18 protein-coding genes and 2 pseudogenes are annotated in these 23,609 nt (G+C 34.9%); 15 read left to right on the forward strand and 5 right to left on the reverse strand.

Translation table 11 applies throughout. The features are described 5' to 3' along the window. The first annotated feature begins 46 nt into the window (after positions 1-46). Positions 47-493 carry a DNA polymerase III subunit chi gene (locus tag BscR1v2_RS02295; RefSeq protein ID WP_078689590.1) on the forward strand — a complete coding sequence of 149 codons (447 nt, stop codon included), beginning with the start codon at positions 47-49 and terminating at the stop codon, positions 491-493. Between the two features lie 211 nt (positions 494-704). Beyond that, the gene (locus BscR1v2_RS08175) at positions 705-929 is read left to right on the forward strand and encodes a hypothetical protein (RefSeq protein ID WP_078690296.1); all 225 of its coding nucleotides are present in this window, start codon (positions 705-707) and stop codon (positions 927-929) included. Here BscR1v2_RS08175 and BscR1v2_RS02305 read toward each other — a convergent pair. Next, the gene (locus BscR1v2_RS02305) at positions 926-2,215 is read right to left on the reverse strand and encodes an MFS transporter (protein ID WP_078689591.1); all 1,290 of its coding nucleotides are present in this window, start codon (positions 2,213-2,215) and stop codon (positions 926-928) included. The two genes, BscR1v2_RS08175 and BscR1v2_RS02305, sit on opposite strands and share 4 nt — an antisense overlap. 510 nt (positions 2,216-2,725) lie before the next feature. On the opposite strand from BscR1v2_RS02305, the gene BscR1v2_RS08485 reads away from it, so the two are divergent. The 3 genes from BscR1v2_RS08485 to ndk all read left to right on the forward strand — a co-directional run bounded on the left by BscR1v2_RS08485 (position 2,726) and on the right by ndk (position 6,091). Beyond that, a complete protein-coding gene (locus tag BscR1v2_RS08485; RefSeq protein WP_335617881.1) occupies positions 2,726-3,319 on the forward strand; it encodes a hypothetical protein in 594 nt (197 codons plus the stop codon). After that, a complete protein-coding gene (gene bafA, locus BscR1v2_RS02310; RefSeq protein ID WP_335617882.1) occupies positions 3,286-5,253 on the forward strand; it encodes a BafA family autotransporter in 1,968 nt (655 codons plus the stop codon). The genes BscR1v2_RS08485 and bafA overlap by 34 nt, the downstream gene beginning before the upstream one ends. 415 nt (positions 5,254-5,668) lie before the next feature. Continuing rightward, positions 5,669-6,091, forward strand: coding sequence for a nucleoside-diphosphate kinase (gene ndk / locus BscR1v2_RS02315; protein WP_078689592.1), 423 nt, complete (start codon positions 5,669-5,671; stop codon positions 6,089-6,091). Positions 6,092-6,414: 323 nt separating this feature from the next. Here the strand turns inward: ndk and pgsA are convergent, their stop codons facing one another. From pgsA to BscR1v2_RS02330, 3 genes are all read right to left on the reverse strand, one after another. Then, positions 6,415-6,996: a CDP-diacylglycerol--glycerol-3-phosphate 3-phosphatidyltransferase gene (pgsA, locus tag BscR1v2_RS02320; RefSeq protein WP_010703580.1), complete on the reverse strand. Its 582-nt coding sequence runs from the start codon at positions 6,994-6,996 to the stop codon at positions 6,415-6,417. A 75-nt stretch (positions 6,997-7,071) separates the two neighbouring features. After that, complete coding sequence (gene uvrC, locus BscR1v2_RS02325; RefSeq protein WP_078689593.1) at positions 7,072-9,057, reverse strand: excinuclease ABC subunit UvrC; 1,986 nt, start codon at positions 9,055-9,057, stop codon at positions 7,072-7,074. Positions 9,058-9,493: 436 nt separating this feature from the next. After that, positions 9,494-10,345, reverse strand: coding sequence for a 23S rRNA (adenine(2030)-N(6))-methyltransferase RlmJ (locus BscR1v2_RS02330; protein WP_078689594.1), 852 nt, complete (start codon positions 10,343-10,345; stop codon positions 9,494-9,496). A gap of 830 nt (positions 10,346-11,175) precedes the next feature. Here BscR1v2_RS02330 and BscR1v2_RS02340 point away from each other — a divergent pair. The 8 genes and pseudogenes from BscR1v2_RS02340 to BscR1v2_RS02375 all read left to right on the forward strand — a co-directional run bounded on the left by BscR1v2_RS02340 (position 11,176) and on the right by BscR1v2_RS02375 (position 20,083). After that, positions 11,176-12,209 (forward strand): annotated as a pseudogene (locus BscR1v2_RS02340) (glycoside hydrolase family 3 N-terminal domain-containing protein). Between the two features lie 766 nt (positions 12,210-12,975). Beyond that, positions 12,976-13,335, forward strand: a pseudogene (locus BscR1v2_RS08180) (twin-arginine translocase subunit TatC); the annotation flags it as partial. Between the two features lie 39 nt (positions 13,336-13,374). Beyond that, positions 13,375-14,652, forward strand: coding sequence for a serine--tRNA ligase (serS, locus tag BscR1v2_RS02350; RefSeq protein WP_078689596.1), 1,278 nt, complete (start codon positions 13,375-13,377; stop codon positions 14,650-14,652). Between the two features lie 133 nt (positions 14,653-14,785). Beyond that, on the forward strand, positions 14,786-15,445 hold the full coding sequence (locus BscR1v2_RS02355; protein ID WP_078689597.1) for a protein-L-isoaspartate(D-aspartate) O-methyltransferase: 660 nt from the start codon (positions 14,786-14,788) through the stop codon (positions 15,443-15,445). A gap of 191 nt (positions 15,446-15,636) precedes the next feature. Further along, the gene (locus BscR1v2_RS02360) at positions 15,637-16,803 is read left to right on the forward strand and encodes a M23 family metallopeptidase (protein ID WP_078689599.1); all 1,167 of its coding nucleotides are present in this window, start codon (positions 15,637-15,639) and stop codon (positions 16,801-16,803) included. Between the two features lie 1,134 nt (positions 16,804-17,937). After that, positions 17,938-18,396, forward strand: a complete 459-nt coding sequence (gene yajC, locus BscR1v2_RS02365) for a preprotein translocase subunit YajC (protein ID WP_078689600.1) — start codon at positions 17,938-17,940, stop codon at positions 18,394-18,396. Positions 18,397-18,839: 443 nt separating this feature from the next. After that, complete coding sequence (locus tag BscR1v2_RS02370) at positions 18,840-19,226, forward strand: Mth938-like domain-containing protein (protein ID WP_010703589.1); 387 nt, start codon at positions 18,840-18,842, stop codon at positions 19,224-19,226. Then, a complete protein-coding gene (locus BscR1v2_RS02375; RefSeq protein WP_078689601.1) occupies positions 19,223-20,083 on the forward strand; it encodes a phytoene/squalene synthase family protein in 861 nt (286 codons plus the stop codon). Before BscR1v2_RS02370 ends, BscR1v2_RS02375 begins: the two co-directional genes overlap by 4 nt. Positions 20,084-20,185: 102 nt before the next feature. Here the strand turns inward: BscR1v2_RS02375 and BscR1v2_RS02380 are convergent, their stop codons facing one another. Continuing rightward, positions 20,186-22,072, reverse strand: a complete 1,887-nt coding sequence (locus tag BscR1v2_RS02380) for a peptidyl-prolyl cis-trans isomerase (RefSeq protein WP_078689602.1) — start codon at positions 22,070-22,072, stop codon at positions 20,186-20,188. 151 nt (positions 22,073-22,223) lie between these two features. On the opposite strand from BscR1v2_RS02380, the gene tpiA reads away from it, so the two are divergent. Next, positions 22,224-22,982 carry a triose-phosphate isomerase gene (gene tpiA, locus BscR1v2_RS02385; RefSeq protein ID WP_078689604.1) on the forward strand — a complete coding sequence of 253 codons (759 nt, stop codon included), beginning with the start codon at positions 22,224-22,226 and terminating at the stop codon, positions 22,980-22,982. 86 nt (positions 22,983-23,068) lie between these two features. Continuing rightward, positions 23,069-23,524, forward strand: a complete 456-nt coding sequence (secG, locus tag BscR1v2_RS02390; protein WP_078689605.1) for a preprotein translocase subunit SecG — start codon at positions 23,069-23,071, stop codon at positions 23,522-23,524. Positions 23,525-23,609 lie beyond the last annotated feature (85 nt).

The following is a 23,609-nucleotide window of genomic DNA, read 5'->3' on the forward strand; positions in this document are numbered from 1 at the left end:
AAAAAAGTGCTACACTTTTTCGATAAAGAGTGATGAGGATTAAGAGATGGATATTCTGTTCTATCATTTAACACAGTCAACATTAGAAGATATTTTACCGGTTTTAGTAGAACGTGCAGTTGCACGTTTTGAAAGAGTAACAATACAATGTATAAGTGAAGAACAGCGCGATGCCATAGATACTCGTTTATGGGTTTACGCTGAGGGATCATTTATTGGGCATGGAACTGAATGCGATAAATATCCAAATTTTCAGCCTGTATTTCTCACTACGGGCCATGAGAACCCGAATGATTCAAAAATACGCTTTCTTATAGAGGGAGCGGTTTGTCCAGATATTAATATTTATCAACGGCTTGTAGTGATATTTGATGGTCGTAATAACGAGCAGTTGAATCTCGCTCGTGCACAGTGGAAAGAATATGGAACAGAAAACCATAATTTAACTTACTGGAAACAGACTGAAAATCGCGGTTGGGAGAAACAAATTTGATATGCATAGCATTTATTATTCTATTCTAATTTATTGGTATTGTCGGGATAATTAATAAAGAACTCTTTATTATGAAAAAATTAGAAGGAAAGTCATTATTTTTTATTGTTATTTTTCTTTTGGGGAGCGATAAAAATGTTGTCTGTAATCACAATATTCAAATGGAATAATAGCGGTGGTTGATCGGATTTTACTTGCTTTATGGTCAGTAATGCTGGCTTTTTTTTGTGTTTCATGGTTGGGTACAACGCATATTCTATCACAAATATTTTCTATCATTTATATTGATTACATTGCAGATATTTTATTCTTTTTTCTTTGTGTATTGTTTGCTGGGGTCTTATGGTGGAGTGTGCCTCGACCAATGTCTTTAAAAATAAAATTGGCGGCATTTCTGCCGCCAGCGTTAATTTTATTATATTTCATTGTATCTTAGTAAGATATCTCTTTATCTGTAAAGCAAATAAAGCAAATAAGTGAAATAAAAGCAGAAAAGAGGAGATAATAGCCAACGTAAGTTACATCAAAATGCTGCACCAAAGATTCTGCAATATAAGGTGCAAAAGATCCGCCAACAATACCAGCTAAATTGAATGTTAAGGATACACCAGTGTACCGAATAGCTGTTGGGAATGGTGATGCAAGAATGGTACCCAACGGGCTATATGTAATCCCTAAAAGCATTAAGCCAATGATAGACATTGCAAGAACGCCTACAATTCCAGAATGTAGAAAGTAAGGAATTGCAAAAGAGTAAATACCAGTACTTATTGTTACCCAAATCATCAAAGTTCTGCGCTTAATACGATCAGCGAATTTTCCTGTGAGGGCAATAGAAAGGCCAAAAACAATAGCTCCAATCATCTCTATTTGTAGTGTTTGATTAAATGGTAATTGCAGATGATTTTTTGAATAACTTAATAAATAGGCAGTGACCAAATAAAATAAGACAAATGCTGTCATGCTGGCAAATGTACCAAGAAGCACAATCCGGGGATGTTTGAAGAACACATTGATAACGGGTACTTTGACACGCTCTTCATGATCAAGTGCTTTTTTAAATTCAAGTGTTTCACCAATTGAAGTGCGCACCCATAATCCTAAGATGACGAGAAAAGCTGAAGCAATGAATGGAATACGCCATCCCCACGTGAAAAGTTGGTCAGAGTCAAGTGTGTTCCACAGCCCAAAATAAACTGCAATAGATAAAAGTAAACCGGCTGGAGATCCTAATTGGGGAAACATTGCATACCAACCACGTTTTTCCGGTGGAGCATTTTCTGTTGCAAGCAGAACAGCTCCACCCCATTCTCCTCCTAATCCAATTCCTTGACCAAGACGGCACATAGTTAAAAGAAAAGGCGCCCACCAACCGACTGTTTCATAAGTGGGAAGAATGCCAATAATAACTGTTGAAATACCCATTGTGAGAAGAGCAGCGACAAGTGTTGCTTTCCGTCCGATTTTGTCACCAAAATGTCCAAAAATAATAGATCCGAGAGGGCGGGCAAAAAAAGCGACACCAAAAACAAGGAAAGATTGTAGAATAGCCAGTTGATTGTTTTGCGGTGGAAAAAACAAATAAGGAAATACAAGAGCTGCAGCAGTTGCAAAAATATAAAAGTCGAAATATTCAATTGTTGTGCCAACAAGGCTTGCTAACAAAATTCGAATAGGTGAATTTGTTTGATTTACGCGCTGTCTTTCTACGCTTATAGACATGAATAGGATATTCCTTTTAATATAGATATTTAAAATATTAAGATAAGATTTTAATAGTTATAAGAATTTCATATTAGTGTCGAGTCAGTATTGTTACGATTTAATTGTATAAGAATAATAATAGGGCATGATAAGAGTGAGGGAATACGTATTGTTACTACTAATCATGCTATTTATTAAATTTAGCGTTAGATTAAATGTAATAAGAAATCTTTTTTTAAAAGCAGCAGGAGGATAGAGGTATATCATTCTGCATAAACGGTTTAATCTCTCAATTGTTTCATTTTGTATTTTTAAATAAAGAATATTGTTTTCATTTTTTCTACACGGATTTGCTTTTACAAGCTAAAGAAATCCGTTGAAAAGTGCTTTAGCAATTTCTGATTAAAATTTATTATCGCTGCACATAAAGAACATTATGACATAAATAAAACACATTATGATATAAACAGGAACGCTCTGTTAAGAAGGAGGGGTGTTTATTTAATTATTGATAATGGAGTGTAGATTGTGCAGCACAAATACAGACTAAATGTTTCGATATTATTAATGAGTAGTCTTCTCATACAAAATGTAAATGCACGTGAAGATAGTTCGAATTACTTTGACCAATTACTAAAACGTAATCTATTAAAAAATTTATTCCATGGGCAAACACTGGTCGATTCCACACACACTACCTCTTGGGGTATCAGTCAGAATACCAAAATTAAGAAAGGAGGTATTGAAATTGTCCAGAATAGCGGAATTTCAAGTAATGCTACTATTCATAAAGGTGGAAAACAACTTGTTACGAATCAGGGGAAGGCAATTGAAACTAAAATCGAAGGGGGTTCACAGTTTATTTTTAATCAGGATAGTTCTACAAGGACGTTTAGGAATAGTAGTGCTTATGATGCAGTAGTTTCTGGTAAAGATGGAATTTGGGGTCAACAAAATGTGTATGATGGTGGGGAAGCCTGGAATACGAAAGTTATGAAAGATGGAGAGCAAAATATTTATAAAGTACGAACAAAAAAAGGGGGAGTGCTTCACAAGTTGAAGTATCTAAAAATGGTAGGCAACACGTTTTGGCGGAAGGCGAGGCCAACGACGTTATTTTAAAAGAGCACGCTGTTCAAGTAGTGTATTGGGGTGGTGTTGTAAAAAATCTAACAATTAATGATTCCGCTAATTCATGGGTGTATGCTGGCGCAACATTAAAAGGAAAAACAATAGTTAATAATGGTGGATATCTTCATCTTTATGCTGGTGATCCTACAAGTCATATTACGGAAGAAAAGATCACTGTAAATAGGCAAAATATACCGTTGTTTTCTGTTGGTATGTGGAATGATAAAAACAACTCTCGGATTAACATTGACGATTTAAGTGGGAGTGGAACCGTTAGTTTCGCTTTTGTCGGGTATGATCCTCACCATTTACATCTTCACGTTACAAATCTTTCAGGTGGTTTACATTTCCAGTTTAATTTGAGTAATATGGGAGGTCGTAGTGATTATCTTTTAATTGATAATGGTGCAGGTAACCATAAAATAAGCGTTACTGATTCAGGTGCCGAAATTACAAATTTTTTCTTGCAAGATAATCATGTAGTTACTGGACTCAATTTAATTACCGATAAAAGTGGGAAAGCTAAGTTTACTTTGGTAGATCGATCTGGTCACAATACTAATGTTTTTGATGCTGGAACCTATGTGTATGGTTTGTATTGTAGAGAAAGCATGAAAACTGGAAAAAATGAAAAAATTTGGTATTTGGGTGCAAACATTCCTAAAACACAGAGCCGATCTCGTCGGTACGTGAATCAGCATGATTTCGATATTTCAGTACTCGGCTCAGAAAGTCTACAGGATGATAATCCGTCAACTGCTCCATCTCTTGAAGATCAGATTACTGAACCTAAACCTCGAAGGCGTCCTCCTCGGCATGTGAGTCAGGATGAGTCTGATGCTTCAGTACTTAGCTCAGAAAGTCAGCAGGTTTCTAATCTGTCAACTACTCTATCTGCAGAAGATCAGAATACTCAGCTTAAATCTCAGAAACGTTCTCGTCGGCACTTAAGTCAGTATCAACCAAACTCTTTGGAGCTTGATTTAGAGGAACCGCAAGCTTCTGATTTTTTAACTACTCCTTCAACTGATGCAGTACTATCTCTAGCGGTTGCTCCTGAACTTGTTTTTAACAATGAGTTACAAAGTTTGCGTGCTGGAAGGGGTATTTTAGAGAGAAATAGGAAGAATGCAGCTTTCTGGACATATACGATCAAGAACAAAGAACAAATTGCTACAGGTCATACACACTTTAAGTTGGATCAAACAGGGATAATGTTGGGTACTGATTGGGTAACACAGTTACTATATGGAAATCTCTATATTGGTGGTTTTGGCAGTTATGATCAAGCACGTATTAATCATGTTCGTCGTGGCGTCAGTGGTATAAATACTTATAGCTTTGGAACTTATGCGACCTATTTAAATGAATATGGTTGGTATTTGGATAGTATTTTGAAATATAATCGTTACCAAAATCATCTTAAAGCAGTTTCTACAAGTGGCTTAGCTATCCAAGGAGACTATAACCAATGGGCGATAGGTACATCCTTGGAAGGAGGTTATCTTTTTCAAACAGGGCAAAGCACTTGGGTGCGACCTTATAGCCAATTTACATGGTTACAGGTTAAAGATAAAGAAATACAGCTTTCCAATGGTATGATAGGTGATATAAGCTCCTCTACTTCATTACGTAGTGAAATTGGTTTATCTATTAGGCGTGCATTTAACTTTAATGCAAATGCTTCATTAATAGGTTATGTAACGGCCGCTTGGTTGCGTGAGTATATAGATAGTAATCATACAATGATTAATAAGCGGCATAAATTTATTACGGACTTGTCTGACAATGCAGGTAAATTGGCAATAGGTTTGAATAGTTTTGTCAGCAAAAATTTAACATTTTACACAGAAGCTCAATATCTTAAAGGTCATAAAATGACGCAGTCACTTCAGGGGATTTTGGGTATGCGCTATAGTTTTTAAGTATGCGATTATTTGTTCTTTGATCAACTTTAGATATGTATTTGTTTATTGCAAATAAATGCTTCAATGTGGGGCCTATTTTTGAAAAAATGTATTTTGTCCTCCTATTTAATCCTTGATCTTAAGGGCATATTTTAGAACAAACGAGGTATTCTTAAGTCAAATAAAATCTCATAGAATGAGAAAGGAGTCTTTGTTTTGCCTGCTTTTGAAACATATGAATGATTTGACCTGTAGAAAATAGAAGATGATTTTGTGGGTGTGAAGTCATTGACCGATAGCATTTCTATTTTATAGAGATAAGTTTTGTAAAAATATGCAATTTTAAAATTGATATAAATTCACTAACGGTTACTTGGCAAAAGGCTCCTTATAGAATAACAAGATAATTTTTTATGAAATTAAAGGTAATCAAATGGCTGTAGAACGTACTTTTTCGATGATTAAACCCGATGCAACGCGTCGTAATTTAACAGGAGCAATTACTAAAATGCTTGAAGATGCAGGTTTGCGTGTTATTGCATCTAAGCGTGTGTGGATGAGTCAACATGAAGCTGAAGGGTTTTATGCGGTTCATAAAGAACGCCCTTTCTTTGGAGAGTTAGTACAATTTATGTCTTCTGGTCCAACTGTTGTTCAGGTTTTGGAAGGTGAAGATGCAATCGCGAAAAACCGTGAAATTATGGGGGCTACGAATCCTGCTGATGCACAGGAAGGGACAATTCGTAAAGCATATGCCTTGTCGATTGGTGAAAATTCTGTTCATGGTTCAGATAGTGCTGAATCTGCAAAAACAGAAATAGCTTATTGGTTTTCCGATATTGAAATCGTTGGTTAATGAAAGCATGTGCGGAAAGTGGAAAATCCTGAAATAGTATTCAGGATTTTTTCTGCTAAGTTATAAATCTTTATTCAAAAGTTCATAATATAAATATCATATAAATTTTTCGATTGTTTTGAGATAATACTCCATTTCAAATATATGCAATGGGGTATTTTATCATGACAAAAGCTCAAAAATGCATAATTGTAATCAATGGCTTTATTTTATTATTTGCATATTTTCCGATTTTACCATTGATATTAAAACATTACATTTCAGTACATAGTGTCGAATATTTTTCTAACCGCTAATTAAGCCACAATTTTATCATTTATCTTTTATGTAATAACGTGTTTTAAGCCTGCACGAAAATAGTCCCACCCTGTCCATAATGTGAGAAGAGCTGCAATCCATAGCATAATTATGCCAAATTCCATTGTATAAGGGAAAATTTTATTACCGGCTGGGCCCGCTAAGAGAAAGACAATGGCTACCATTTGTACAGAAGTTTTCCATTTTGCAAGACGAGAGACAGGAACACTAACTTTTAATTCAACCAAATATTCACGTAATCCTGATACAAGAATTTCCCTACAAAGAATGATAATGGCTGCCCAAAGTGTCCATCCAGCAATAGTGCTATCTGCAGCAAGTAAGAGCAAACATGATGAGACAAGCAGTTTATCTGCAATTGGATCTAACATACGGCCGATATTGGATGTTTGTTTCCAAATACGGGCAAGATAACCATCCAAAAAATCTGTAATAGATGCAATCACAAAAATAAAAACAGCAATCCAACGCCCAATATCACTTGATTGTAGCCGTCCTTCTAAAAAAAAACACGCAACAACTAATGGAACCGCGACAATTCGTGCATAAGTCAGAATATTTGGAAAAGAAAAAGTATGATTTTCCATCGAGCCGTTTTCAATCCTTTGTGAAGTACAGCATGTTTTATAAACGTAACAAGGCAATGAATATGAAGCAAGTCCTTATTTTTCATTAAAATGGTTATGAATTTTTTGTGCCATTGCGGTGGAAATACCTGCTACTTTGTTTAAATCTTCAACAGAAGCGTTGGCAATGGCTTTGGTGCTTCCAAAATGGTTAAGCAAAGCGGATTTTCTTGTGGGGCCTATATTTTCGATTTCATCAAGTAAATTTTTGAATGTTTCTTTTTTTCGTTTTGCTCTATGGGTTTCGATCGCAAAACGGTGTGCTTCATCACGTAAACGTTGCAAAAAATAAAGAATAGGATCGTGTGAGGGCAGTGTGAAAGGTGGTTTTCCTTTTATAAAAAATCGTTCACGACCGGCGTTACGGTTAGCACCTTTTGCTATACCGATTGCTGTGACAAAATCATCTAATCCCAATTGAGATAATAATGTACGAACGACATTTATTTGTCCTTCACCACCATCAATTAAGATAAGATCAGGCCAAATGGGGAAAGAATTATCACTATCATTTTTTGTATCTTTGTTTCTATTGGGCAAGCCATGTTCTTTAATAAGGCGTGAAAATCTTCGTTCAATAACTTCTTTCATCATGCCAAAATCATCACCAGGTGTAATATCAGTCGAACGAATGTTGAATTTGCGATATTGATTTTTAATAAATCCTGTTTGATCGAAAACAACCATCGCACCTACCGCATTGGTACCCATGATATGTGAATTATCATAGATTTCTATGCGCCGTGGAGTATGAGGTAGTTGAAATGTTTCAGCAACACCTTGAAGGAGTTTTATATGTGTTGCTGTTTCAGCAAGTTTGCGTCCCAGCGCTTCATAAGCATTAGTATAAGCGTGATTAACAAGAGATTTGCGTTCACCTTTTTGCGGTAAGGATAGAGATATTTTGTGATTTGCTTTTAGATTTAATGCTTCTGTAAGAAGTGCTTCTTCTTCAATTTTTTCCGATAAAAGGATGAGTTTTGGAATTGGTTTATCATCATAAAATTGAGTGATAAAACTCATTAAAATCTCAGCATTAGAGAAAGATGAATCTGCTTTTGGAAAATAAGCTCGATTTCCCCAATTTTGCCCCATGCGGAAAAAAAACACTTGAATACAGGTCATTCCTCCTTGTTGTGCAATTGCAAATACATCCGCTTCTTTTACCGTTTGAGGATTAATGCCTTGATGGCTTTGTATATGAGAAAGGGCTGATAAACGGTCGCGATAAGCAATCGCTTGTTCAAAATCAAGATTTTCTGAGGCTTTATGCATAGCTTGAGCCATATCTTTTTTTACCGATTGGCTTTTTCCAGAAAGGAAAGCCTTTGCTTTTTGAACCAGTTTTATATAATCGCTATCATTGATTTCATGTGTACAAGGGGCTGAACATCGCTTAATTTGATAAAGCAAACAAGGTCGTGTGCGATTGTTAAAAACTGAATCAGCACAAGTTCTTAATAAAAAAGCACGTTGCAAAGCGTTGATTGTTTGTGCAACAGCACCCGAAGAGGCAAAAGGACCAAAATAATGGGCTTTTCGTGTTCGAGCACCACGATGTTTGTAAAGTGCAGGTGCTCGGTGATCATCAGTGATAATGATATAGGGAAAGCTTTTGTCATCGCGCAGTAATACATTAAAACGTGGGTGTAATCTTTTGATGAGGTTAGCTTCTAAAAGTAATGCTTCTGTCTCTGTATGGGTAACAACAAATTCCATATGATATGTCGCACTAATCATACGGATAATACGGTTATTATGCCCTTGTTCACGAGTATAGCTTGAAACGCGTTTTTTTAAATTCCGTGCTTTACCAACATAGAGAACGTCACCATTTTCATTAAACATTCGATAAACCCCTGGTTTATGAGGAAGGTGTTTAACAAATTCTTGTATAAGTGCAGTTCCTTTAAGTTTATGGTTATCATTTCTTTGGTGAGCATTGTCCCATATGATGTTAGACAGAAAAGATAGTTTTTTTTCTTTATTTGGAAGACAGGATGTATCGTTTTTCAGGGTCATTCAATTTTTCCAACAAGATTTTGCGTTTGCCACATGAAATGTTGTTTTCTGTCAAGTATTATTGTTTGTTTGTTTGAAATTTTATCTCCCAATAAATAAGCGCATTATAGTATAAATTCTATGATTTTTAGTTATCATTTTAGACAAAAGAACACCAAGCTAATTCCATAAGGCAATTTATGAGCTGGCCTATCTTACCTATAAATTGATTGAAAGAATAAGTCTAATTACGATCTGATTACCAGAGATTTTTAGAATGGTTTTGTAAAAAAGAAAATCAAATTTACACTGTTATTTAGTCATATTCATTTCTGTTTTGGTCATCTTCAGAAGTTGAAGAATCTGTCGTGGAGTAAGTTCTCTATCTAATCAGTTTGATGAGATTTATCTTTATTGTGAAGAGTGTTTTCTTAAGTAAGATGCTTTCATATTATAACTATTCTTTATCTAGCCATTTGTAGGTAATTTGCGCACTCTTATCTTGTCCAAGGCGGTTGATAAGAAAAGGACTAAGTTTTTGGATTTCTTCTTCCAGAAGATAAGGAGGGTTGATAAGAATCATACCGCTCCCATTCATTGTAGTTGGTGTTAATTTTTTTCTAATACGCATTTCAATCTGGAGAATTTTTGGAATTCCTGTTTTATGTAGAGCGTGAAGAAAATTCTCAATTTCTTTATTGTATTTAACAGGATACCATAAAGCATAAGTACCTCCAGAAAAACGTCGATATGCTTTCACCACCCCATCAATGAGACGAGAAAATTCACCAGGTTTTTCAAAAGGTGGGTCAACAAGAATAAACCCACGTTTTTCTTTTGGTGGTAAGTGAGAATTTAAAGAGAGCCAACCATTTAAATGCAAAACTTTTGTTTGATAATCGCCGGCAAAGTTTTCTGCTAAGGTTTGGTAATCTTCCTTGTGTAATTCAATTGCAGTGAGCCGGTCTTGCTTACGCAATAGTTGACGGATAAAAATAGGTGATCCAGGATAGAATATAAGCTCTTTGTTTCCTTTATTCATTGTATAGATAACATTACACCATGGATGTAAGAGTGTTTTCACATCTTCCGGAATGGGTGTTGACAAAAGCCTTCCCACGCCATCACGCCATTCTCCTGTTTTATGTGCTTCTAGGGAAGAGAGATTATAAAGTCCAATTCCTGCATGCGTATCTATAACACGAAAAGCTTTTTCTTTACGTTTGAGGTATTCTACAATGCGTGTGACAATAATGTGTTTAAAAACATCAGCAAAATTGCCAGCATGATAAATATGCCGATAATTCATAATAAAATTTTATCATATATATAATTGACTGACCAAGATTCTTTTATTTCTTTTAAAATCTTTTTTTGATGTAAAATAATAAATTTGTGTATCAATAAGAGCTCTATTATAAAAGCCATATATTGATTAAAAAGGCTGATACATCTGGAAAACTTTAATGCTATGTATTGGCATTTATCCATTAAATTATTCTTTACATCAATGCTATTTATATAAACCAGATTTATTGTTAATGAGATCATTTACCAACCCAATGAAAAATTAAGAGGTACAAGCTCAGTCATCCCAATTGAGGTGTTAATTTATAGGGTTAAGTAATTTTATTATCACTAAGCTTAAAGTTATAGCAAAAGATAGTGAATCATCATGGATGATAGAGATAGTTCTATTATTTTATAAATGTTTGAATAAATAAGATTTTCAAAATCATTTTTCTAAGGGAATACTCTCTCTTAAACTTTATAATTAAATTTCAACCATATCAGATTGGTGAAATGTTATTAAAAATAATAATTACCTCCTTTTTTCTTTCATCATCTGTAATTTACAATTTTCTATAATAGAAACTTTAATAGCGAAAAATATTCGGAGTTTTTAGTTGTTTTAAAATTTAGAACGTTAGAAAATATCTAGTGATGAATACAAATAAATAATTACAAGCAAGTTTGGCTTTCCAATAGAAAAATATTAATGCTTGTAAAACAAAAATAGAATTATTTTGTTAGAATGTTTTTTAAACTTATGAAATCATATTTGGAAAAAGAATCTTTTCAATTCACTCAAAATTTATTGATGAATCATTATCAAATAAACATTAAGGTTTCATAATAATGTTAGAAATGAAAGCCATGATTACCGGTATTTCAGGTCCGGTTCTAACAAATGATGAAAAGGCATTTATTACTGAGCATAAGCCTTGGGCTTTTATTTTATTTGCGCGTAATATTAGCACTGCAGACGATATCAAAGCACTTACTGCATCTTTATGTGAAGTTAGCGGACGTGATGATATTTTTATTTTCATTGATCAGGAAGGGGAAAGGGTGCAACGCTTGCACCCACCTTTAGCACCTAATTATCCAACGGCTGCAACTTTAGGAGCTATTTATAAAAAAATCAGGAAGCAGGGCTTCGTGCTGCTTGGATTATGTCACGGCTTCATGCTTTTGATTTGATGAAACTTGGCATTAATGCAAACTGTCTTCCACTGTTAGATGTGCCAGTGGTAGGGGCTCATGATGTTATTGGAACGCGCGCTTATGCTCAGGAACCAGAAACGGTTACTGCTTTGGGGCGTGCAGCTGCTAGGGGGCTTTTAGATGGTGGTGTTTTACCAGTAATGAAACATATCCCCGGACATGGTCGGACATTGTGCGATACGCACTTAAAAATGGCACGCGTAGATGCAACCCTTGATATTTTAGAACAGTATGATTTTATGCCTTTTAGAAATTTAGCGGATTTTCCAGCTGCAATGACTGCTCATATTGTTTATGAGGCAATTGACGATAAAGTATCTGCAACACTGTCTAAAAAAGTTGTAGAGGATATTATTCGTAAAAAGATTGGTTTTGATGGCCTTTTAATGACAGATGATGTGTCAATGAAAGCTCTTTCAGAGAGTACATGTTCGAACAATCTTTCAGATTTAACACATAAAATTTTTGCAGCTGGTTGTAATATTGTTCTTCATTGTAATGGTAATTTGGAAGAAATGCTTGTCATTGCTCATGCTACCCCGTTTTTATCAGGAAAAGCATTAGAGCGTGCTTATAATGCCCATGCTAGGGTTGGGAAGCCTGATTTATCAGATGAGGTTGCTTTAAGAGAAGAATTTTCAAGTCTCTTAGCTTTTGTTAAATAAATACGTAATTTTGAGTTAGCTTGATTTATTAAATATTGCTGAATAAGAGTGAAAATGGCGTAACAATATTAATTTGAGACAATTGATGTTTTGTTACCTTTCATTCAGGAAGGAAATATACAAATAAAATATAATTATATTTGAAATATCACTTATATTGAGCATTCATGCTATAAAATTGATGTTGGTCTCAACAAATTCAATTACTATCAGTAGAACTTGCAAGTCAAATGCCAAAAGAAATTCTTCTTTTGTTAAAAGAGGAAAAAGCCTGTTTCTAAAAAATAATATGAAATCACAAAGACGAAATCATAATTTAGCATCAATCATTTAAGTGAGGAAGTCGAGTATAAACAATGTGTGGGATGTAGGATTAATAGGGCAGAGTTTTTAATTATCTTACTTGTTTTCATTATTGTAGTTAAATTAAAAGATTAGCCTAACATTTTAAGGTAATCATAAAGGCTAATAATATATACATTCGACAGCCAATGAATCTCGACATCAGTTTGATGACACAATGAAATAAACTGAATTGAATGATTTGCAAAAGACATTATCAGATAACAAAAATTCTTATTCCTTACAAAGAATTAACGAAAGTTTTTGATTCAATTCATGATGTAGTGAAGGATGTTCACGACAGTCTTGATGTAAATACGATATTTCATAAATTGGAAAAAGATAAAAACGTTTTTTATATGCGATAAAAAAGCATTGAGATAAAAAGTTAAGGGTATCTGTTGTTCATAGTCATGAGCTATAGCCTATAATACTTCAGTTTAGCCTCTCTCTAAATCTTCATTAAAGAATAGAGTTTACAGCGCATATCTTTGATTATCTGAGCTTTATGCACCATTTATCTGGATTTTTGGTTTGATTTTTCAATTACCTCTTATTGCTAGCTTGTTAACAAAAGTTGGATTGTTGACATTTCATATGTTGCCGTCCAAATGAAAGTGGGTCATCCTGATTTCTTTTATAATTGTGGTTATGGTAAACCGTCGTATTTTTTTCTATGTTTGCAGTAGCTTTACCGACGATAATTCTTTATGAAATATCAATTTTAATTGCTTGCTGGATAGGAAAAAGAAATCCTCTTAATAGAAGTTTATATTTTGTATGATAAGCAATCAAATAGAAACGATACAAATAAGGAGTTCTAATGCTCGATATTAAATGGATCCGTGAAAATCCTGAAAAATTAGACGCAGCTCTAAAAAATAGGGGGATTGAACCACAAGCTCAAAGGTTGATAGAGCTTGATCTTGAACGTCGATCACACGTTGCAAAAATACAATGTGCACAAGAACGTCGCAACGTGGCTTCAAAAGAAATAGGGCAAGCATTAGCTGCGGGTGATCAGAAAAATGCTGAACGTATTAAAGCAGAGGTTGAAGAAATTAAAGATTTTCTTTCTTCTGCTTCAATGGAAGAAAAGCAATTGACTGAAAATCTTGAAAAAACTCTTTCAGCTATACCAAATATTCCATTAAATGATGTTCCAAAAGGTAAAGATGAAAGCGCTAACGTTGTCGTTCGGCACTTTGGTACACCTACGACGTTTGATTTTACACCGAAGGAACATTTTGATCTTGGTCAGAATCTTCAACAGATGGATTTTGAGCAGGCAAGTCGTTTGTCTGGTGCACGCTTTACAGTACTTTCAGGGGCATTGGCGCGTCTTGAGCGTGCATTGGGCCAATTTATGCTTGATATGCATGTGGATGAACATGGTTATACAGAGGTTTCAGTACCTCTTCTTGTGCGTGATGAAATTGTTTATGGAGCAGGACAATTACCAAAATTTTCTGACGATCTTTTTCAGACTACAGATGGCAAATGGCTTATTTCCACAGCAGAAGTACCATTAGTTAATTTAGTAAATAGTGAAGTTCTTGATATATCAGATTTACCTCTGCGGTTTTCTTCTCTTACACCTTGTTTTCGTTCAGAAGCAGGAGCGGCTGGGCGTGATACACGTGGGATGTTGCGTCAGCACCAGTTTTGGAAGGTAGAAATGGTATCGATTACCACTGAGGAACAATCCTTAATTGAATTGGAACGTATGACAGAGTGTGCAGAAAATGTATTGAAGCGACTTGGGTTGCCTTTTCGTACTGTACTTCTTTCTACTGGTGATATGGGGTTTGCTGCCCGTAAGACCTATGATATTGAAGTTTGGCTTCCAGGCCAGAGGTGCTATCGTGAAATTTCAAGTTGTTCAGTCTGTGGAGATTTTCAGGGGCGACGTATGAATGCTCGATATCGTACAAAAGGTGAAAAAACATTACATTTTGTGCATACTCTGAATGGTTCTGGCACAGCTGTTGGTCGTTGCCTTATTGCTATTCTTGAAAATTATCAGCAGGCTGATGGATCAGTTATTGTCCCAGATGTTTTGCAGCCTTATATGAAGGGAATAAGTCGTCTTACTATTTAACTTGTGTGAATAAGCACCAATACACGTTTATTATCGATAAATGATAATAGCGTTTATCAGAAAATTTGAATGCTTTTAAAAAGTAATGCACGTGTAAATAGAGTAATCGTTACATTAAAAATCGAATGATATTATGGAGCAGAAGAAAAATTTACAATTTCGTGAAGAATTGGCAAGCCTTGTACTGAAAATGCGCAGTAAAGGGGTCGATGATCTGCGCTTTTTTGCTGCGTTTGAGAAAATTCCACGTCATCATTTTGTAGCTGTTCCTTGGCTTAAGAGTGCATATGATAATAAAATTATTCCAATTGAGTGTGGTGAATATATTGAGCGTTTAGAAGAACAGCTTTTAATTCTCGCTGCGTTATCGTTGAAAAAAAAACACCGTGTTTTAGAAGTTGGTACAGGTTCTGGTTTTTGTACTGCTCTTATGGCGTGTCTTAGTGATCGAGTGATAACGATTGATCGTTATAAAACACTTGTTGAATTGGCACGGCAAAGATTTCAAACTTTAGGGCTTGACAATATTGTTGTACAGCAGATTGACGCAAGTAAAGGTATTACGAGTTTTGGATCGTTTGATCGTATTCTTATTTGGCCATCACGCTCTGATGAACCGGAAGAATTTTTAGAAATTTTAGCCGGGAATGGAATTCTCATTCAAGCTATTGGGCCAGATGAAGGGGTGCAAACTGTTATGCGTTATACGAAAATTGGTAGCCAATTTGAACGTTCAGAAATGTTTCAAGTGCGTTATCAACCCTTTATTGAAAACGTTGCAGAAATACTTTGATTTTTAAGGTTAAGAGGTTGTGAAGAAACCTATGTGCTCTATTTATAACAAATTCATTTTGGTCTTTTTGTGAAATTTTTATAGGTAAAATATTCAATCTTTAACTCTTAGGTAATATTAGCAAGATTTAATAGAATGAGTTGGGTATTGGCCAATAAATAAACCATATATTTGAATTTTTGAGTAACATTATGCGGTATAGTCTTCAGGGGATAGTTCTTTGGGTTGTAGTAACGATAATAACGGGTTGTAGTTCTGGTACACAGCGTTTTTATGATGGTTTTTATAAAGGTCCTGCTCAATCGACTACACTCACAACAATGTCTGATGATCCACAAATGTTATCAGAAGGTGGAGTAATACAAAGCAGTGAGCTACCACCTGTGGAGTCACCTTATGATTTAGGAGTTAATGATAGTTCGTATGATTCTCTAGAACAGGGAGCCACATCTTATTCTGATAAGCACAGAGAATTTTCATCTGATGGGCGAATTATGGGTTCTCCACCGCAAAATCTTGGAACACTTTCTCGTTCACAAGTGAATAATCCTCCTACTTCTAGGCAGGGGTCTTATATTGTACAAAGTGGTGATACCCTGTTAAGTATTGCACGGCAAATAGGAGTTAGTGTTGAGGCGTTAAAATTAGCAAATGGTATGAATAATCATTCTATCCATGTTGGTCAGGTGCTCATTATCCCAAATGAACGCGCAAGTGTATCTTCAAATATATCTCCAAATGCTCCCAATAATACTCAAGTAACATCACAAACTTCATCTCCAACTCCATCTAAAGCTGTATCCTCTGTTGAAAGTAAAAAGGATCCATCATCTGCGTATGGAACTTCTGTAACAACTACATCTGTGACAAAGACTGATCCCTCAAATGTTAAGCAGGATTCTTCTCTGCAAAAACCTGCAACTGCTTTATCAGATACAGTGGTTGATTCAGATGATGTTGTTGCTCCACAAGCAACAGGGATTTCTAAAATGCGTTGGCCGGTACGAGGGCGTTTGTTAAGTCACTTTGGTCAAAAGAAAGGAACAGTAGTTAGTCGAGGGATAGAAATTACTGTACCTGAAGGTTCATCAGTAAAGGCAGCGGAAAATGGTGTCGTTATCTATGCAAGTGATGGATTAAAAGAACTTGGCAATGTTGTCATGATTCGGCATGAAGACAATATTATTACTATTTATGGGCATAATGATAAACTTGTTGTTAGTAGAGGGCAAAAGGTACGACGTGGTGATGAAATTGCTAAGTCTGGTGTTTCAGGAGATGCTACAACGCCGCGCGTCTATTTTGAAGTCCGTAAAGACACAGTGCCTGTTGACCCTATCAAATATTTAGAAAATTAACGAAGAGTCATTTGATTATATAAAATTCAAGGTTCTCTAAGTTGTTTTTGATTGTGTATTAAAACAACGGCTTATTAGGTCGTTGTTCAAGTTCTTATCTGTTATAATTTTGCTATTTTTATAATATTAGAATGATTTTCGTATGTTATTGCTCATTCTAAGATGTGATTATGAGTTTTTTAAATTATTTTGTAGTCTATTATAAAAAGAGTACCGTAAGTATCCATCACATTATAATGTAATTTTTTACTGCAATTTATAAAAAAGCTAAAAGCTAGAATGATTAGAGAATCATCTTTTATAGTCGTGCAGAAATAGTAATAACTATAAGGTACTTGCCTGTCAGTTATATATGGTAGCCATAGATGGTACCTTTTTGATGTTGCATGAAACATGATACTTTGAAAGTGTTTTTGACACTATTATCAAAGTAGTTTTTAAAGCTTTAATTATAATAAATAAAAACTATTACAGAAGATGATAAGGTGGTATTTCTTATTTTAAAGGGGGTCATAAAGTAAGAAGGGTGACGCTTTTAAACAGTATTTTCAATAAGTTTAAGAGTTTTTTCGATATCCAGTGTATTTTGATTACACTATATAATTTATTAAATCATTAATGACTAGCCTGTGTTGTATATGTTCTACAGCCCCATAAAATGGGCTGTCCTTTAACAGATTGTTACATGTTTTCAGTGAGATGTTCTTTATGTTAAAGATTGCAAATAAAGTTTATGTCAACTCAATTGACGTTATTAACAAGCCCGAAATATAATTTACTGGAATTTAGCGAAATAATCAGCTCAGGTAGCATTTAAGCGAAAGATATTATACGATTAAAATTGGCGATCAATTGATCTAATTTTGGAAACAAAAAATTATTTTACATTAGTTGTTTTTTCAATTTATGAGAGATCTTATATTTTTTTGTATGTATTGGACAGAATGAAATCGTTTTTTAGAAGTATTTATTTGTTGTGTTTTAGCTTTTAAGGTTTTATTTCCTTTGGAAAAGCTAAAACTGTATGATGTAGTGGTTAGGATATATAGTATCTAAGAAATTTTTCTTTCTCTAAGCCAAAAGCTTATTTTAGTAGAGGGGAAATATATGAAGTTTAATCTATAGGAGATCAAAATGTTTATTACTAACGCTTATGCTCAGGCTGCAGGCGGCATTTCTGGTGGGTCGTCGCTTATTACCTTTGTTCCTTTCATTCTGATTTTTGCTATTATGTATTTTTTGATTATTCGCCCACAGCGTACGCAAATGAAAAAGCGGCAGGAAATGCTTAATGCTGTACGCCGTGGTGATACAGTTGTAACAGGTGGCGGTATTATCGGTAAAGTTACAAAGGTTTATGATGAGCAGGGTGAGTTAGAGGTTGAAATTAATGATAGTGTACGCATTCGTGTTGTTCGTTCAACTTTGGCTGATGTTCGTATTAAAGGTGAGCCACTTTCGGAAGAAAAGCCAAAATCTACTGCTAAGGTAAAGGCACCTAAAAAACCTGTGGCTAAAACTGTAAAAAAAGCAAGTACGGTAGTAACGAAGAAGGAGAAAGTTGCACCAAAGGAGAGTAAACCGAAACTGTAATTGCATTTGTAGAATTTTTCACCCTTATAGAGGCAAAATGGCTTTTCATAGAAAAGCCATTTTATTTTAGGGGTATTTATAATCAATAATAAAGATTGTATCTTTGATTATTATTCTATGAGAGTATATTTTTTTGAATAGTCGTTGTTAAATTAATAAAAGATTAGAATGGTTTTAGCTATTAATATAATTGCTATATGACTGAAATTACTTATTTTTTAAGAAAACAGACTAAAATAAGTCTTCCTTTTGGGCATAGTTGTTTAAATATCAGTTGTAATATTTTTTTGTATATTCACCTGTTTTGTTTGATAATATTGATAAAAGATTTTGTGTCAGTGTTGTTATAAGAGCTATTATAGCGGCTTAAATTTATTATTGGTCTTTTGTTAGTTTTTGGGGGGAGGAAAAAGGACAGTTTTGTTTTAAAAAAGGTGCTTATTATGTTTCATGCAATTCAAATCCGTGAAGCACATTTTCCGGGACGCGCACCTATTGATGCTTATGGAAATGGTGGTTTTCGTTTCGCTGATATGTCACATCGGGGTTCTATTATGTGTGTACCATCGGGCGTTTACGGTATTAATATGGTAGAGCCTATACCCACTCAGGATGATATTTCTCGTATTTTAGAAGAAGCAGATCAGATTGAAGTTTTATTAGTGGGTACTGGAGTCGAATTATTGCGATTACCTGAAACATTACGAGCACTTTTACGAGAAAAGCATATTTCAACAGATACTATGAGTACAGGGGCAGCAGTGCGTACATTTAATGTTCTTTTAGCTGAAAATCGTGCAGTTGCTGCAGTGTTGTTTGCAGTAGAATGACAAATTTTCTCCCTTATTGTCTTGATATTTTACGCGCTACAGACCGTGATCGCTATATATCAGTTTTATTTGCACCCAAAAAAAAGCGCTGGGCATTAGCTGCTCTTTACGCTTTTAATGCAGAAATTGCTCGTATTCGTGAAAGTGTGCACGATCCACTTATTGGTGAGATACGATTACGTTGGTGGTATGATTCTATTGCCAATGGTGAAATAAAAAATAATAAACATAATCCAATTTTGGATGATTTATTGACAACAATAGCTTTGTTTAATTTACCTAAGACAGCTTTTTTACATTATTGTGATGCGCGGGTTTTTGATCTTTATAATGATCCAATGATAACCATTCATGATCTTGAAGCTTATTGTAGTAAGACAGCAAGTACAATTTTACAGCTTGCATGCCAGATATTAGATTTTGATGCAGCGCAAAATTTTACAAAAGCATACGAACATGGAGGAATTGCTCAAGCATTGAGTGGTATATTGCGTCTTTTATCGCTTATGCAATCACGATATCAACGCTATTTCCCTTCTGATATGTTAAAGGCTATGGGGATGGAAAGGGAAGAGTTGGAGTTCAATCACATCAATAATGAGCAAAAACATAAGATCATTAAAGCTATGGTAGCGCTATCAAAAGACCATTATCTCAAGTTTTACGAACATTCTATCACTTTACCTAAAACACTCAAACCAGCATTCCTTCCATTGTCAATTACACCAGCATCTCTTCAAAGAACGATGCAATTAGGAGAGAAAGTTTTTCAAGAGGATGCAACTTTATCGCAGCTTCATCGTTATTGGTTGATAACAAAAGCAGCGATGAATGGCCGTTTTCCAAAATTATTATAAATCAATGTCATCCAGGAAGGAGTTTATTTAACTTTTTCCATTGTAAAAAAAACGCTTATACAATTTTATCATTAGATACGTAAAATCGTTCATAAAATTTCACTAAAAAGTATTGAAGATGCGATTATAGTTAGAATTGTTAATTTTTACTGGGTGTTCTTTATTCGCGACTTGGAGTATTTCTAGCTTTAAATCTTCTCTTATCATCATATCCAGATTATTGCGGACATCAGATGAAATGGTTTGAGCAGTGATATTGTCAGGTATTGCTGAGGCTGTTATTTTATAGACGATACGGTTTGTTGTGAGTGTACCTTTTGCGATGCCATAGTGACCTTTAGGCTTAGAAAATAATGCTTTAATATCTTCAAATCCAAAAACTTCGGATGAATCTTGGCGCCGTAAAGCTTGAGTCGTTTGTTTTTTTACGCCAAATTCAGCAGCAAGAGAATCAAGGCTTTTTCCTTTATTGAGCTGTTTGAGAGCATTTTCAGCTTTTTCATCGAGAAGGCGTTGGATTTCTTCACTTTTCCATTGAGCAATGGCATCTTGTTTTACTTCCTCAAGTGCCCTGTCACGGGAAGGGATGATCGTATCTACTTGATACCAGAGATACCCTCCTTCTTGAAGAGAGAGAAGGTCAGGCTCAGTTTCTACATTTGCTTGATAGATGGCATCTAACAAGATGTCTTTTTCAGGTAAATCTGTTAGTGTTATCCCTTCAATTGTTATTCCTTTTTTATCGATAGTGACTTTACGCAGAGGCAAGTTATATTGGTCGGCAATTTCTTTAAGAGAGGCTCCTTCAAAACGGGCATTTTCAATTTCTGTATACTTATTATGCATATCAGTAGCAGCACGGTTTTGCGCAAGTGTTTGGCGAATATTCTTTTCTACAGTTTCAAAAGGAATAGGACTTGAAGGTGTAATATCTATAACACGAATAATTACAGGACCTTGCAGATCATCAATGACAGTACTAACTTGTCCTTTTTTGAGTTCAAAAATCTCAGATTCTAGGTAATTAGGGCGTTCACTTTTTACTAAGGGGCCTTTTTTAATGTCATTGAGAGTCTTTTTTTCAGCTTTAACTAAGTCATCAAAACTTAAACCATCAGCTATTTTTTTGGCAGCTTCATCAGCTGCTTTGCGTGTAGGGAAGCGTAATTCTTCAATTATGCGTTTTTCAGGAGTTGTAAAACGTGAGATATTTTGAGTGTAATAGGTTTTAGCTTCATCTTTAGAAATATCTTCTAATTGCACTAACTTTTCTGGTGTTATAGACAATAAAGAGACAGTACGATACTCTGGGGCGCGAAATGCATTTTTGTGCGTATCAAACCATTTTTGCAAAGTTTTTTGATCGGGATCGGCAGTACTTTCTTTTTCTTTTAAATTGACAATGAAATAATCAGCGATACGTGTTTCTTCCTGATAAATAGCAAAGGCTTTATAGAAGAGGTCTGGTACCTTCATACCGGATAGTAAAGCTAGAGTGAGCTGATTGCGCTTTTCTTTTTGAGTGTAATAATCAAAGAAATCATTTTGGTTAACACGTAATTGCTGAAGAAAATTGAGAAATAAATCTCGACTAAAGGCTCCATTTTCCTGAAAAATATTGTCAGCACTAATGGCCTGGGCTATCATGTCTTTTGAAAGATTAATTTTCATTTTACGTGCTTGTTCATTAAAAAGTACATCTTGTTGTAACTGATTAAGGACAAAAGCAGAGATTCTATATTGCTGTATTTCCTCTGGGGTAAACATTCGTCCAAGATGGGAATTGAGCGCTAAACGTAAACTTTGATCAGCAAGTGCAAGGCGGTAAGTATCAACAGTTATTGTCGACTTGCCAGAAGTGAGTAAATCTCTCTCACCTTGTGTGTATAACTGTGGTATACCCCATAAAAAAATGAAACATAAAAGTAAAATAGCAAAAAAAAGCCTAGCAAACCAAGAATTTTTAGCGCTTCTTAGGGTATCAAGCATCGTTTAATTCCATTTATATACACAATGATTATCAAAGCAGTGATCGAATTTGCAATAAAGATGCGCAAGATGCAAGCTTAAAGACTTGCTTTCGTTTCATAATTTGGTACTTAAAGCGATAAATTTTTTTAAAAGCTCTTGAGGTAAAGACATGACTCCAAATATTCGGCCTTTAATTGCTGGAAATTGGAAAATGAATGGAATGGGTGAATCTCTTAAAGAGTTACATGCCATCGCTACTGGTATTCGCTCTGATTTGGGTTGTTTATTTGAAGCGCTTATTTGCGTTCCAGCAACACTTTTATCACGTGCTTCTGATATGGTGAGTGGTGAAAAGTTGCTTTTAGGGGGGCAGGATTGTCATTTCAGTGATAGTGGTCCTTATACTGGGGATATTTCAGCTGCTATGCTTAAAGAAGCAGGGGCCAGTCACGTTATTATTGGGCATTCAGAACGTCGTACAGCTTATCATGAAAGTAATGCGATTGTTTATGCTAAAGTACAGGCTGCATGGCGGGCAAATCTTGTTGCTCTTGTTTGTATCGGTGAGACATTGGAAGAGCGTGAGAATGGCAGAGTATTAGATGTAATCGCACACCAGCTTGAGAATTCTTTACCAGATAACGCGACAGCACAGAATATAATTATTGCTTATGAACCTATATGGGCTATAGGTACGGGTAAAACTCCTACTTCAGAGGATGTTGCACAAGTGCATAATTTTATTCGTGATAAGATCAGCTATCGTTTTGGTAACGAGGGATATAACATACGCTTGCTTTACGGTGGATCTGTCAACTCATCAAACGCACTTGAACTTTTGAGTACTACTCATGTTAATGGTGCTTTAATTGGTGGAGCAAGTTTAAAAGCGGTTGATTTTTTAACTATTTGTGATGTTTATCGTTAATTATAAGAAGAGAATTCATAATTATCTCTTGGATTATGCGCAATTTGTATATAAATAACTATAAATGTTTATAAAGAGCAGAGTTTATGCAAACAGTACTAATTGTAATTCATTTTTTGATTGTTATTACTTTGATTGGCGTTGTGTTGATTCAGCCCTCAGAAGGTGGCGGGCTTGGTACAAGTAGTGGCTCAGGGTTTATGAGTGCTCGTGGGACCAAAAACATGTTGACACGTTTAACGACTATCTTGGCAATTTGTTTTTTTACAATGTCCATTGTACTGGTTGTGGTTGGAAATATATCGAACTCTGATTCTGATATTCTTAATCGCATTCCAATTAATTCAGAACAAAATCCGGTAAACAAAAATACGACAGAGGAAGGTAAACCATCATCTAATCAAAGTTCCAAGCCTTCTATTCTTGAACAATTAGGTGGTGCTTCGACACCTTCTCAAAAGCAAAGTAAACCTGATACTCCTGCAGTTGAAAATCCGATTCCATCACCAATTGAAAATCCAAGTGATAATGGCGTCAACTAATTTTAAAAATAAAGTTTAGATTGTAAAAAATTGTTTTTGCATCTTTTTTTACTTTGCGAAGATAAAAATTTCTTTTTAGCATTTT

The sequence above is a fragment of the Bartonella schoenbuchensis R1 genome (assembly GCF_002022685.1).
GTDB lineage: Bacteria > Pseudomonadota > Alphaproteobacteria > Rhizobiales > Rhizobiaceae > Bartonella > Bartonella schoenbuchensis.